This is a genomic window from Streptomyces sp. NPDC031670 (assembly GCF_055580545.1).
The window spans coordinates 46,797-58,590 of record NZ_JBVILC010000019.1; the positions used below are offsets into that span (position 1 = coordinate 46,797).

The following is an 11,794-nucleotide window of genomic DNA, read 5'->3' on the forward strand; positions in this document are numbered from 1 at the left end:
CTATGTGGTGAGTTTGAGTAAACGTTTGTAGCAGCACAGGGCTGCGGTGAGGCCGAGGCATGCCAGGTAGTTGCGGGGTTGGCGTTCGTAGCGGGGGCTGAGTCTGCGGGTGCCGGTCAGCCACCAGATCGGTGAACATCGCCGATCTTGGCGACCCCGTGGCCGTCCCACCGAAACTGAGCCGCTACTTCGACGGCGTCGACCCCGACCACACCACCGTGATCAGTCCCTTCTTCCGCTTCCACCACGCGACGAACTATCTGCAGTCCGCCACTACCGCGGCCACCATCGCCCCCTGTCTCGACCTCAACCCTCGTGACCCTGTGCACTTGAGGTAGGTACCTAGCTGGGCTGATGACGGAACAGGCTTTCGGCCGACCGTCAATGGGTGTGGCTCTTCTGAAGGGACAGATGTCTGCAGCTCATGGCAGGATCTGCCCTTGACCGCCGGGGGAGACCGTCAGTTGGCGGCGAGAAGGCGCTCGAGCCAGTTGCGGCGTGCCGCGACGGCGGCCTTGCTGATCCGCGCCTCGGGGGCTTTCCGGTCGAAGGAGTGGATTCCGCCGGGCCACACGTGCAGCTCGGCTTTGCCGCCGGCCTGCCAGATCCGGTCGGCGTAGGCGATGATCTCGTCGCGCAGGCACTCGGCGGAGCCGACGTCGAGGAACGTGGGCGGCAGGCCGGTCAGGTCGGTGGCGCGGGCGGGCGCGGCGTACTGCGACACGTCAGCTCCGCCCTGGGCGTCGCCGAGCAGCGAGCTCCAGGCGAACCCGTTGTGGCTGCGGTCGAAGAGTTCGACGTCGTCCATCTGCAGGGCCGAGGCGCTGTCGTTCCGGTCGTCGAGCAGGGGGGCAGTCAGTAGTTGGCCGAGCAGCCGGGGGCCGCCCTTGTCGCGTACGTACAGGGCGAGCGCGGCGCTGAGGCCGCCGCCGGCGCTGGGGCCCGTGACGATGATGCGCTCCGGGTCGATGCCGAGCTCGTCCGCGTGGTCGGCGACCCACAGCAGGCCGGCGTACGCGTCGTTGATCTGGGCGGGGTAGGGGTGCTCGGGCGCGAGCCGGTAGCCGACCGAGATCAGCGTGGCCCCGAGCCGTTCGGCCGTGTCGAGTATCTGGTCGAGCCCGATGCGGTGATCGCTGCAGTAGAAGCCGCCGCCGTGGATGAAGTAGAGCGCCGGCCGCGATGCGGGCGCCGCGCCGGAGGGCGTGCACACCAGCAACGGGATCTCGGAGGCGCCGTCCAGGCTGGGTGCCGAAGGCTGGGAGACGCCGAAGCGTCCGCCATGGCTGAGGTCCTCGAGCGCCGCCACTGCGGCGTCGACCTCCGCGCGGATCACCGGCAGCCTCTCGAGGCTCATCGCCGCCATATCCGGTTTCTCCACCAGAATGGCGTCATAGGCGACCTGAACTTCGACATCGAGGGGCACGGGAACGGCGGGCACGGGTTGACTAGGTTCAAGATCCATGCGCGGACGGTAGCGCCCCTGTCCCCTTCGCGTCATTCGGTTTTGGGTGCGGCTCTTCTGAGGCGAAGCGCTGCGTTGGGGAATCGCGGTTGGGGAGGTGCTCGCCTCTGTCCGTCTCCACCTGGTAGTGGAGGGGATGCCGGATGGGCCCGCTGTTTGAGGAGTTGGAGGCCCAGGAGGCGGCTGCCCGGGCGCGGGTGGAGGAACTTGAGTAAGAACTCGCCCTCGTGATCTTGCAGTTGGGTCAGGCCCGGGAGGGTCTGGAGCGGTTGCGGGTCACGCGGAAGACGGTTGCCGAGGTGCTGGCTGAGATGTCGGTGGCTTCGGGGCGGGCCGGGAGTTGCTGCTGATGCCGATCTGACCGGTGACCCCGGTGTTCTCGTGACCGGCTCGCGCCGATCACGGGAACGGCTGTCGGTCGGCGTCTTGTCGCGCCGTCCGGCCGCCGGCAGCTCTGCAGTTCCCTGTCTCGGCAGGGGGCCGGGCTGACGGAGTTGATCAACACGAGTCGCCTCTGGGCACGCACTGTCTCCGCGCCGACGCTGGATCGTGACTGCCTGTCACCGGGTGGTCGTGAGCCGGAGGGGAGCGTGGAGGCCGCATGGAGTCTTTCTAGGAGGAGGACCGCCGCCGGGCGGAGAAGTCCCGGCAGGTGGCTCTGTTCCGGTATTCGCTGATCCAGGAGTTGATCGACCCGCCGCTGTCCACCCGGCAGCGCGGCGCGTTGTGTCGGCGGATCGCCGAGGCCGAGCACACCGACGCGTTCGACCGGCGGGTGACCGTGACCCGGTGGACGCTGGACCGGTGGGTGCGGGACTGGCGTCCGGGGCGGTTTCGCCGCGCTCGCGCCGACACCGCGCCGGTGCGTCCCGCGGACCCCGCCCGAGCTGCTGGAGCTCGCGGTCGCGCTCAAGAAGGAGAAGCCGGAGCGGACCGCGGCCCAGATCCGGCGGATCCTGGGACCAGCAACGGCTGGGCGCCGACCGAGCGCACCCTGCAGCGGCACTTCGCCGAACGAGGGCTGAACGTCCCCGCCCCGGGCGGGGAGGTCTTCGGCCGGTTTGAGGCCCGGCACCCGAACGAGTTGTGGACCGGTGACGCGTTGCACGGGCCACGGATCGCCGGTCGCAAGACCTACCTTGATCGAGGTTTTGGAACAGGTCAAAACGTTCTACGCCGGCGAGTCGGTGATGCTGGTGTGGGACGGGCTGTCCGCGCACTGGAGCCGGGGCATGCGGGCCTGGGCAGCTGACCAGGACTGGTTCACCCTGGAACGGCTGCCCGCCTACGCACCCGAACTCAGCCCCGTGGAATTACTCTGGTCGGCCATCAAGACCCGCGAGCTCGCCAACCTCGCCGGCAACCACCTCGCCGACGTCGCAGATGCTCCCGCACCTCGCCCCCGGGCAGAGGAGGGGGCCCCGGGGGCGCTACAGGTGCAGTAGCAGCTCCGTGGTCTCCCTGTACTGCCGCAACGCCAGCCGTAGTTCCTCGGTCTGCACTTCGGTGCCCCTGTCCTGCCAGCTCGCGCGCAGGACGCGGTGCCGCTCCGCGAGGGTCTCGGTCACGTGGGTGACGGCCTCGTCGAAGACGCCGTCGGCCTCCTCCACCGCCTCGCGAGGGCTCTCCACGAAGGAGCCGAGGGCCTGCTGGAGCGCCAGGGTGAGCTTGTCCCGCTCGGCTTGGGGGAGGAGCGTGGAGCCCGGGGCGCGGTCGGGATCGTTGCCGTTGACGGCCGGCTCGTGCGGGGTGCGGGGCGGTCCCGTGCGGGGTCGCTGCGGGCCGCGTCGCGTAGCGGGGTCCGGGCGCTCGCCCTGAGGCTGTTGTGCGCGTTCCTGGTCATACATCATTCTGTCTCACTTTCCTTTGCGTGGCGTCGGTTCAGCGCCCATGGCGCGCGTGGTCGGGGTGCCCATCGTGCCGGTCCGTGTCCGCCGCTCGCTCGGTCCCGGGTGACGGCCTGCCGCCCGGTGCCCTAACGAAGTGAGCGCGCGAGAAACCCTGTTGGTGTCGAGGCGACACGGGTTTCCACCGGGACGTCCGGCGGCAGCGCCCGAAGGAATCCCCGGCCCTGTCGCCGGACTGTCTGAACCCTCCGGAACTGCGGGATCAGGAGAAAACAATGTCCATGTAGGCAACGCCGGACCTCCAGATCGCGGAGAGCTTCACTGCTTTCCGCGGGGTCCGGGCGAAGCGGGAAGGATCATGTCTCGCTCCGTGGGTCCGGAGTGGCATGGCCCTGCACCGTGCTGCCACTCAACGCCTGTCGGCGTCTGCTGTCAACGTCCTTCAGGGGCAGACGGGTTCGGGGCGCGGCCGGAGCCGCTCCGGGGCCGTCCAGATTGACCGGTAGGTGACCCACCGTGAGGTATACGCGGTCGGTGCACAGGGCTACGCTGTTGGGTGAGGCCCCGGTCCCTGGCAGCGATGTCCCATTCCGCTCCGGGAGGCCCGCGTGTTCGTACTGTTGTTCATTCTCCTCGTGACTCTCTTCGGCCTCGGCTTCCTCAATGCCCTGTGGTGGTGGGCCGCGGCCGTGCTGGTCTTCGCCCTCGTCCACTACGGCCGAGACGGTACCGGGGGCTGGCTACGCGGGAACGACTCGGGGTACGGGGAGTATCGGGACTACCGGGATCGGCAGGACCGGTGGGACCGCCGCTACCGTTATCAGCGCCGGGGGCAATGGATGCGCCAGGACCGCCGGGATCACGAGCATCGCAGGTGACACGCGCAATTGCCTGTTCAGGCACTCCGGAGCGGCGCAAGCCGGACCGGAGTGGAAGATCTCGCCGAGAGAGGCTTGCCATGCAGCGGACGACCACGATCCAAGAGGAGCGGTGGAATTTGAGGGCCCAAGCCGCGTGGGGCGGCGTGTCCCCGGGGCCGGACGTTGCCGCGTTGCGAACCGAGCTCGACCAGCTGCGCCGGATGATGGCCGGCCGCGCCGTCGTCGACCAGGCATGCGGCATGGTGATGGTGCTGACTCCGTGCCGTCGCGCGGCAGCACGGGGAATGCTGGTGGATGTCGCACGGCGATGCGATCTCAGGCTTCGAGAGGTTGCCACCGCCCTGGTCGCCACTACGGAGGGGGAACCGCTTCCCGGGCAGATGCAGCGCGCCTTGGGTCGCGCACTGCGGCGCCTCCATGCGGCGGACCGGCGTTGAGCGTCGCACAGAGAACGTCCTGCCCGCCGAGGACGAGGAAACGATCTTCAAAAACCGGCGATCGCCCCATGCCCCGCGTACGGCGGGTGAGAGGCACCTCGCCCGCCACTGAACGCCGACGGCGCGCTCGCGGGGGCGTAGGCCGTGGCTCTCATTACTGCGTTGTGAGGTAGGCGCCATGCACCGAGCGACCACACCCTGCGAAGAGCGAAGATTCTTGACGGGCGGGGATTCGGCAAAAGGTGTGGATCTCGTCGCCGAGGTCCTCGAACTGCGCGCGGCGAACGTGGAGTTGAACAGGGCGCTGTCGAGCCGAGCGGTGATCGACCAGGCCCGTGGCATGGTGATGGCCCTGGCACCGTGCTCCAGCGCGCTGGCCTGGGGCCTGCTGGTGGAGGTGTCGCAGCACTGCAACGTCAAGCTCCGGGGGGTGGCTGCGGCTCTGGTCGCCACTACGGAGGACGAGCCGCTTCCCGGGCAGATACAACGGGAGCTGCGCCGCGCGCTGAGGCGCCTCAACGACCGCCGATGAGAGCGTGTGCGTGCTGCGGACGGCACCAGGAGTGGTGTTCCCCGTTCTCCGGTGCCTCCGCCCGGGCCGAACGCAGAAGCCCTGCTCGGGCAGCCCGCTCTGGGGACCGGCACCACGGGTCCGCCGTCCGCGCTCGCCCCGTGTCCGGCCGGTCGGCGCGGCTGTCCGGGCCGCTCGGGCCCTGTCACGGTGAGCCGGGCCGTCGGGGGCCTTGTCGTGCGCTCCTCGAGCCGAAGGGCCAGTGCGTCCAGCCCCTCGTCGCATCCCGGCAGTTGTACGTCGTCCACCAGCGGCACGGGAACAGCAGCCGCGGCGTTCCTGGAGGTGGTGCGGAGCGCACCGGGGGCCCCGCTTCAGGACACCGCAAGACCCGCGGGACAGTCACGCCCATCTGGCAATCGACGGATACGGAGACACTGAGCGCCCGTTTCGGGGCACAGTCCCCGGCACCGCGTCAACGGCCGCTGGCGGCGCGGGATCACCGCCCGGCCGGCAGGTAGACGGTGAGTGCCCGGGCCCTCTTGTCGAGGACGAGGGTGTCGGAGGCGGGACCGACCTCTCCGTCGCAGGTGTAGTCGCCCCCCTTTCCCGCGCAGTCGATCCGCAGGCGGACGGCGGTGGTCTCCTCGTAGACACGGGAGCGGGCCAGGGTTCCGGTGAGGAAGGCGGCGACGAGACGGGTGCGGGCGAAGGGATGCTTGCCGTCGACGATGCGCACGTCGAGGAGACCGTCGTCGAGGCTCGGCCGGGATGAGGGGGCGAAACCGGGCGGGTCGTAGCGGCTGTTGCCGGCGAACAGCAGCCACAGCCGTCGGGGCTGTCCGTCGACGGCGACATCGATGGGGGTGCCGTCGGCGAGGACCCGTAGCAGGCCGAGGGCGAGGGCGGCCCATTGCCCCAGAGACGTCTCGCGGGCTTCGCGAGCCCGGACGAGTTCGGCATAGACGCCCATACTGAAGGTGTTGAGGAAGTGCGTGCACTCGCCGTCGCCGGTGACGCGGCCGAGGTCGACGGTTCCGCCCCGGCCCGCTTCCACGGCCTCCGCGGTGTCCTTCAGGGTCGGCAGTCCGAGGTCGGCGGCGAAGTGGTTGAGGGTGCCGCCCGGGAACACCGCGAGCGGCAGACGGCTCTCGACGGCCAGCGCGGCCGCCGCGTTGACCGCGCCGTCACCGCCCACGACTCCGAGTGCGCCGCCACGCGCCCATACGTACGCGGCGGCCTCCCGGAGCGCGGTGTGCAGGTCCTCGCCGGCCTGGCACAGCCGTAGGTCCGCCTTCGGCAGGAGGGCGTGCAGCTCGACATCGGCGGCTTCGCTTCCGGCGTCGGTGTTGACGACCACCACCAGCCCCTCGCCGGACGGAAGGGCGGGAACCGGGAGCCTGGGCCGTGCGCTGTCGGCGGGCTCGTCCTGGTGCCGCGGCCACCAGTGGCAGGTCGCCGCCGCGACCCCCGCCCCGAGCGCGATGTCGGCCAGGACGCGGCCGGGCGAGGGCACGCCTGAGAGGGCGCGGGCGGCGGCGACGCCCGCTGCCACGGGGACGAGGGCGATCCCCAGTCCGGGAGCCTCCAGGGTGACGGCCGTCGCGAAGGCGGCAGCACCGGCCGTGCGGTGGGACGGCGACGTCCCGCTCGGTGGGTGCCGCAACGGCCGACGGTGATCGAGGGCCCTGGCGGCGACCCGGATGGCGGCAGAAGTGAGGACGAGCGAGCCGGTGCCGCGCAAGGCGGACCGGCGAGCGCTGCGGTTGCGGGTCCGGCCCTTCGCGGCCGCGAGGGACTTCGTATGTGCACCGGGTCGCGGTTCATGGGTTCGCATGGCGGCCGAGTACCCCTGCCTGTGGTGAACAGGCCGGTGTCCGCCCGGCGCTTCAAGGGCGTCGGTGCTGGAACTGACGTACGGCCAAGTGCCGGTGGGCGCGGGCGGCAGCCTCCGGATCGGGATCGGTGCGGTGCTCGCGGCACGGGCGGCGATGTGCAAGTTCCTGCGACACCTGGATCTCGGCGCGACGAGCCACCGCACCCGGCAGGTGGTCACCGGCCTGTGAGTGGGAGGGGGCGTGGCACGCGGGCTGGTGTGCGCCGCGGCCAGCGTCTTCATCCTGATCGCGTCGTCGTGGCGATCGGCCTGATCCTCTTCGGGGCCTTCTCCTTCGCGTCGGCGCGCTGGCGCCGCCTGTGAACGGCGCCACGCGGTCAGGTTGTCAGTCCGGCCAAGGGCTCGGTGTCGTCGATGAACGCGCGGGCCACATCGGACAGGCGGCGATTGTGGGAGCGGGCGTAACCGCGCAGAGCGGTGAACGCCTGTTCCATGTCGAGGCCCTGGCGTTCAGCGAGCTTCCCCTTGGCCTGCTCGATCAGTACGCGACTGTTGAGCGCGGTCTGCAGTTGCTCATTGAGGACCGTGGTGCGCTGGGTGGAGCGTTGCTGAAGGAGGCTGATGGTGGCGACGTCGGCCAGGGCCTGCGCGATGGGTGTGCCGACCGGGTCGAAGGGGCCGGGGGCGGCGCGGAAGAGATTCAGCGCGCCGACGACCTCGTCCCGCAACCGCATGGGCAGTGCCTGGACCGCGCCGAACCCGTGGAGCTGGGCCCGGGCGACGAAGCGAGGCCAGCGGGCGGTCTCTGTCCGCAGGTCGGCGACGGCCACCGGCGTGCCCGTGCGGAAGCAGTCCAGGCAGGGGCCCTCGTCGCTCTGAAGCTGGAAGAGCTCCAGCAGCCGTACCTGTTCGTCGGAAGCGGCCATCACCCGCAGGTTACCGTCCCGGTCGGCGAGCAGCACGCCGGCGGCGCTCGCGCCGAGCATCCCGACGCAGCGGTCGGTCAACAGGCGCAGAAAGTCGATCACGTCGAAGTCGGCGACCAGATTGTCCGCCAACTCGACGAAGGTCTTGGCCAGGAGTTGCTCATTCATCCTCTACACCCTTTGTCGAGAATAGCTCTGCCGGAAGCGGGCGGGGCGTGCCGCGCATCACGCGTTCACTGGACCGAGCGAGGGCGTCACGGGGCCTCGTCAATCCGGGTCGGCTCCGCGCCGGGGGAAAAGCGGAGTCGCCGGGCCATCACGTCAGCGGCCACGACGGTCAGCCTGCGCCCCTGGGCATAGGGCGTAGGTGCGCAGCCGGACGAAGGCCTCGTCGATGCCGACACCGAGCTGGACGGTGAGCATGCCGGTGGCCTGGGAGATCTCCGCCCGGTACCCGCCCAGGTCCGGGCCATGTTCCGGCGCTGCGGCGTCCGTCGGCGATGTGCCCGTGGCGCCGATCCGGGCGTCCAGCAGGGCCAGCGTCGCGAAATCGGCAAAGCCATGGCATCGGCCAGTTGATCCGCGTCCAACCGGACCGGGCCCTGGGAGTACAGGTCCAGGACTCCGGGAGTGATCGCCCCTGTCTGCAGGGGGAACGCGAAGACCGCGAGGGCTCCGACGGCCAGGGCCGCGTCTGCGAATACCGGCCAGCGCTCATGCAGTTCACTGGTTCGCAGGTCGGGAGTCAGGACGGCCGCGCTGTGCGCGAAGGCGTCCACGCATGGTCCTTCACCGAGGGTGAGCTGCAGCTCTTCCAACTGCTCGCTGATGTCGTCGGTACTGCACACCGGGTGGCTCGCCGCGGTCCGGGACATTCCGGAAAGCCCGGCACCATCGACCGGCGGCGCGGCCACCGCCGCGGTGCACACGTCCACCACGCCGACCCCGCCACCGCGCAGGGCCGCCTGCTCGGCGACCAGCGTGCGAATCCGTGACGACCGACCGTCGGCTGTCACCCGGACCACCGGGTCCAGGTATGACGGACCGGTCCCCGGAGTTCCTCCGGTCTCGCCATGACCTGTTCTGCGAAGGGAAGTGCGGGGACGCGGAGCACGGTGTGGCCGGTCGGCCGCGTCATCTCTTCGGGGTTCTGCCGTCCCCAGTACGCCTGGATGAGGCTGTCGGGGCCGCCGCAGTCCGAGATGGTGACCGGGGTGAAATCGCTGCCGCTGTTGTGCACGCCGTCCCGGAGGCACAGCTCATGCGCCGCGCACAACAGCGGTATCGTCTCCGGAGCGACCTCCCCGGCCAGGGGCGTCGGACCTTCGGTGTTTCTGTCGTGGCGGTAGACGTTCGACTGCGGTAGGGGCATGACGCCTCAGTTCTAGAGATCCGCCAGGCAGAACCACGGCGCGGAGCCTGACTCCGGGCCCCGCCCGGGACGTTTACGGCAGAGGCATACGTTCGAAGGAGGCAGTCGAACAGCCGGTGTGCCACTCCGTCCACCAGGACTGGGGACCGCTCGGTTCCCTCCCGGAGGACGCACCACACCGGGCGTCCGGACGACGTGGTCCCCCCACTCCCGCAGCCACCTTGTGTTGCGCAACAACGAGTCCGCCGAGCTCCAAGGCGTCCACATTTCAGGGTAGCGGCCATTCGGCACCGGAAGGCGAGCGAAAGCCGCCTATTCTCCCCGGCGGGACCTCCGCAGCGGGCAGGCGGCGGTCGGTGGGCATATACGCTGTGTCACAAGGCGCTTGGCGACCGGTACGAAGCGCGGTGGCCGACGGTCGTCTGTGCGGGGCGGGGTAGAGGCGACGGCCAGTGGCAGGACGGCGCCGGACAGCGCGAAGCCCCGCCGCGCGATCGGTGGGTCAGCCGAGGCCCGGAAAGGCTCAACGCCGGCGACCGCGTCCCCGGGGAGCCCATCCGGGCCCCACGCCGCTCGAGTGCACGGCGAGGAGGGCAAGTCCGACGAGCATGAGACTCGTCGGGCTGAAGACGGCCTCGGTCGACGTCTCGGTCGCGTGGATGACGAAGGCGATGACGAAGAGCACGGCCGCCGCGAATGCCAGCATCTGTCTTCTCCTGTCGACGAATGGCGGACCACAGGCGTATCCGATGGCTTTGCCGACACACAAGTTCCCCACTCGACCGTGATCATGCGTGCGCGACGCCGACTGCACGGCCGCCGGCCCGGCGGAACATTGCAGACGCAGGCCAGTGCCCACGACGGCCGAGATGGGGGACCCCGAGTCGTTAGGCGAGTTCGCTGGGGTCGGAGAGGCTGCGGCGGGCCATTACCCAACGGTGGTGGGTTGGCGGGTCCGGGTCGAGGACGAGGTCGACGGGGAGTTGCGCCGCCGCCCAGTTCAAGACGCGTGGGCCCTTGGCGGAAACGACACCAACTCGACCGTGACAGGACCAAGTCGGTGCGCCCGTCTCCGTTGAGGTCGTTCTGGCCGGCGATTTCGGTGTACTGGCCCCAGCAGCCGTGGACCTTCGTGCGGCGGTGGCGCGGCCGTCGGCGTAGGTTGGCGTGCATAGCGGGGGCCGGGCGCGCGGGAGCCGGAGAGCCACGAGAGGGTTCGTTCGATCCGGTGCGCGTACGGCACGTGTCCGGCGGAGGTCCTTGGTCGCACAGCGTCGACCCAGACCCCGACACCCGCAGTGACCAGAGCCAGCATCGCCCCGACGGCAACCTTTCTCCGCTCTGTGGCAACTGCGGAGTAGCCCGCTCCTGGCGGGTGCCTCCACGTACATACAGTTTGGGAGAACACGCATGACTGAGCTGCACGGCCACGGCAGGGCCCGGCACCGTAGAAAGAAGACGGCCCTGCTGTCAGGGATCGCCCTGGCGCTGGCCGCCGCAGGGACCATGGCCTATGGCACAGTTTTCGGGGTGTTCGGCGAGGATGCGCAGCCGAGGGCCGCAGCGGCGGCGGCGCCGCGCGCGTCCGCCTACCCGGCCCCCGGGAGGGTAACCGGCGATGTCGTCGTCCACGACCCGACCATGCTCCGCGCGCCCGACGGGCGCTACCTGCTCCAGTCCAGCCACGGCTACCTGGAGTCCCGAACCTCCACGGACCGCGTCGCCTTCGGCCGCAACGGCAACGCCTTCTCCGCACCGCCGCGTTGGTGGTCCCGCTATTCCTCCGGGAACGACCCGTGGGCCCCCGACCTCTCCTACCACGGCGGCCGGTACCTGATGTACTACGCCGTCTCCGGCTTCGGTTCCACAACCTCGGCCATCGGCCTCGCCACCTCCACGACCGGGACACCGGGCAGCTGGAAGGACCAGGGCATCGTCTACTCCTCCTCGGCCAGCAGTGACTTCAATGCCATCGACCCCGACCTCTTCGTCGACGACGACGGCAAGTGGTGGCTGGTCTTCGGCTCCCATTGGAGCGGGATCAAGATGATCCGCCTCGACCCGAAGACCGGCAAGCAGTACGCGGGCGACACCACCCGCCACTCCCTCGCCGCCCGCTCCACGGGCACGAGGGCGGTGGAAGCCCCGACCGTCGTGAAGCGAAACGGCTACTACTACCTGTTCGCTTCCTACGACGCCTGCTGCAGCGGTACCGCTTCCACGTACAAGATCAAGGTAGGCCGGGCCACCCGCCCCACCGGGCCCTACTACGACCGCAACGGCGTCGCGATGAACAACAACGGCGGCACCGTCGTCATGGCGTCGCAGGGTTCGGTGATCGGCCCCGGCGGGCAGGACATCATGCGCGACAGCGGCAAGGACCTGCTCGTCTACCACTACTACGACGGCAAGGACGGCGGCGCTCCCAAGCTCGGCCTCAACCTGCTGAAATGGAAGGGCGGCTGGCCCACCGCGTACTGACCGGGGCCCGGGGTTGATGGGCGCGGCTCGCACACAG

General features: G+C 70.0%; 14 protein-coding genes and 2 pseudogenes. 8 read left to right on the top strand and 8 right to left on the bottom strand.

Annotated elements, in window-relative coordinates; translation table 11 throughout:
• Positions 1–198: pseudogene (locus tag ACZ5ID_RS28780) on the bottom strand (IS5/IS1182 family transposase); the annotation flags it as partial.
• Here ACZ5ID_RS28780 and ACZ5ID_RS28785 point away from each other — a divergent pair.
• Positions 159–338 carry a hypothetical protein gene (locus tag ACZ5ID_RS28785; protein WP_468903576.1) on the top strand — a complete coding sequence of 60 codons (180 nt, stop codon included), beginning with the start codon at positions 159–161 and terminating at the stop codon, positions 336–338. The pseudogene ACZ5ID_RS28780 and the gene ACZ5ID_RS28785 overlap by 40 nt on opposite strands.
• A 122-nt stretch (positions 339–460) precedes the next feature.
• Here the strand turns inward: ACZ5ID_RS28785 and ACZ5ID_RS28790 are convergent, their stop codons facing one another.
• Positions 461–1,465, bottom strand: a complete 1,005-nt coding sequence (locus tag ACZ5ID_RS28790) for an alpha/beta hydrolase (protein ID WP_468903578.1) — start codon at positions 1,463–1,465, stop codon at positions 461–463.
• A gap of 1,151 nt (positions 1,466–2,616) precedes the next feature.
• Between ACZ5ID_RS28790 and ACZ5ID_RS28795 the strand changes: the two genes are divergently transcribed.
• Entirely contained in the window at positions 2,617–2,910 is a 294-nt protein-coding gene (locus ACZ5ID_RS28795) for a transposase (RefSeq protein ID WP_468903581.1), read from the top strand.
• On the opposite strand, the gene ACZ5ID_RS28800 is transcribed toward ACZ5ID_RS28795, so the two are convergent.
• Positions 2,896–3,315, bottom strand: a complete 420-nt coding sequence (locus tag ACZ5ID_RS28800; RefSeq protein WP_468903585.1) for a hypothetical protein — start codon at positions 3,313–3,315, stop codon at positions 2,896–2,898. The two genes, ACZ5ID_RS28795 and ACZ5ID_RS28800, sit on opposite strands and share 15 nt — an antisense overlap.
• 632 nt (positions 3,316–3,947) lie before the next feature.
• Here ACZ5ID_RS28800 and ACZ5ID_RS28805 point away from each other — a divergent pair.
• The 3 genes from ACZ5ID_RS28805 (at position 3,948) to ACZ5ID_RS28815 (ending at position 5,162) form a co-directional block, all read left to right on the top strand.
• Entirely contained in the window at positions 3,948–4,190 is a 243-nt protein-coding gene (locus ACZ5ID_RS28805; protein WP_468903588.1) for a hypothetical protein, read from the top strand.
• A gap of 80 nt (positions 4,191–4,270) precedes the next feature.
• Positions 4,271–4,630 carry an ANTAR domain-containing protein gene (locus ACZ5ID_RS28810; RefSeq protein ID WP_468903590.1) on the top strand — a complete coding sequence of 120 codons (360 nt, stop codon included), beginning with the start codon at positions 4,271–4,273 and terminating at the stop codon, positions 4,628–4,630.
• Between the two features lie 244 nt (positions 4,631–4,874).
• Positions 4,875–5,162: an ANTAR domain-containing protein gene (locus ACZ5ID_RS28815; RefSeq protein WP_468903592.1), complete on the top strand. Its 288-nt coding sequence runs from the start codon at positions 4,875–4,877 to the stop codon at positions 5,160–5,162.
• Positions 5,163–5,640: 478 nt separating this feature from the next.
• Here the strand turns inward: ACZ5ID_RS28815 and ACZ5ID_RS28820 are convergent, their stop codons facing one another.
• On the bottom strand, positions 5,641–6,978 hold the full coding sequence (locus ACZ5ID_RS28820) for a diacylglycerol/lipid kinase family protein (protein WP_468903595.1): 1,338 nt from the start codon (positions 6,976–6,978) through the stop codon (positions 5,641–5,643).
• Positions 6,979–7,042: 64 nt separating this feature from the next.
• Between ACZ5ID_RS28820 and ACZ5ID_RS28825 the strand changes: the two genes are divergently transcribed.
• Positions 7,043–7,207 carry a hypothetical protein gene (locus ACZ5ID_RS28825; RefSeq protein ID WP_468903597.1) on the top strand — a complete coding sequence of 55 codons (165 nt, stop codon included), beginning with the start codon at positions 7,043–7,045 and terminating at the stop codon, positions 7,205–7,207.
• A gap of 148 nt (positions 7,208–7,355) precedes the next feature.
• On the opposite strand, the gene ACZ5ID_RS28830 is transcribed toward ACZ5ID_RS28825, so the two are convergent.
• Complete coding sequence (locus tag ACZ5ID_RS28830) at positions 7,356–8,072, bottom strand: ANTAR domain-containing protein (protein WP_468903599.1); 717 nt, start codon at positions 8,070–8,072, stop codon at positions 7,356–7,358.
• Between the two features lie 593 nt (positions 8,073–8,665).
• On the opposite strand from ACZ5ID_RS28830, the gene ACZ5ID_RS28835 reads away from it, so the two are divergent.
• Positions 8,666–8,899, top strand: a complete 234-nt coding sequence (locus tag ACZ5ID_RS28835) for a hypothetical protein (protein ID WP_468903601.1) — start codon at positions 8,666–8,668, stop codon at positions 8,897–8,899.
• 17 nt (positions 8,900–8,916) lie between these two features.
• Here the strand turns inward: ACZ5ID_RS28835 and ACZ5ID_RS28840 are convergent, their stop codons facing one another.
• The 3 genes and pseudogenes from ACZ5ID_RS28840 to ACZ5ID_RS28850 form a co-directional block, all read right to left on the bottom strand.
• Positions 8,917–9,276, bottom strand: coding sequence for a hypothetical protein (locus ACZ5ID_RS28840; RefSeq protein ID WP_468903603.1), 360 nt, complete (start codon positions 9,274–9,276; stop codon positions 8,917–8,919).
• A 523-nt stretch (positions 9,277–9,799) separates the two neighbouring features.
• Complete coding sequence (locus ACZ5ID_RS28845; RefSeq protein WP_468903605.1) at positions 9,800–9,982, bottom strand: hypothetical protein; 183 nt, start codon at positions 9,980–9,982, stop codon at positions 9,800–9,802.
• Positions 9,983–10,166: 184 nt separating this feature from the next.
• Positions 10,167–10,298, bottom strand: a pseudogene (locus ACZ5ID_RS28850) (IS701 family transposase); the annotation flags it as partial.
• A gap of 484 nt (positions 10,299–10,782) precedes the next feature.
• Between ACZ5ID_RS28850 and ACZ5ID_RS28855 the strand changes: the two are divergent.
• Positions 10,783–11,757: an arabinan endo-1,5-alpha-L-arabinosidase gene (locus tag ACZ5ID_RS28855; protein WP_468903698.1), complete on the top strand. Its 975-nt coding sequence runs from the start codon at positions 10,783–10,785 to the stop codon at positions 11,755–11,757.
• Positions 11,758–11,794 lie beyond the last annotated feature (37 nt).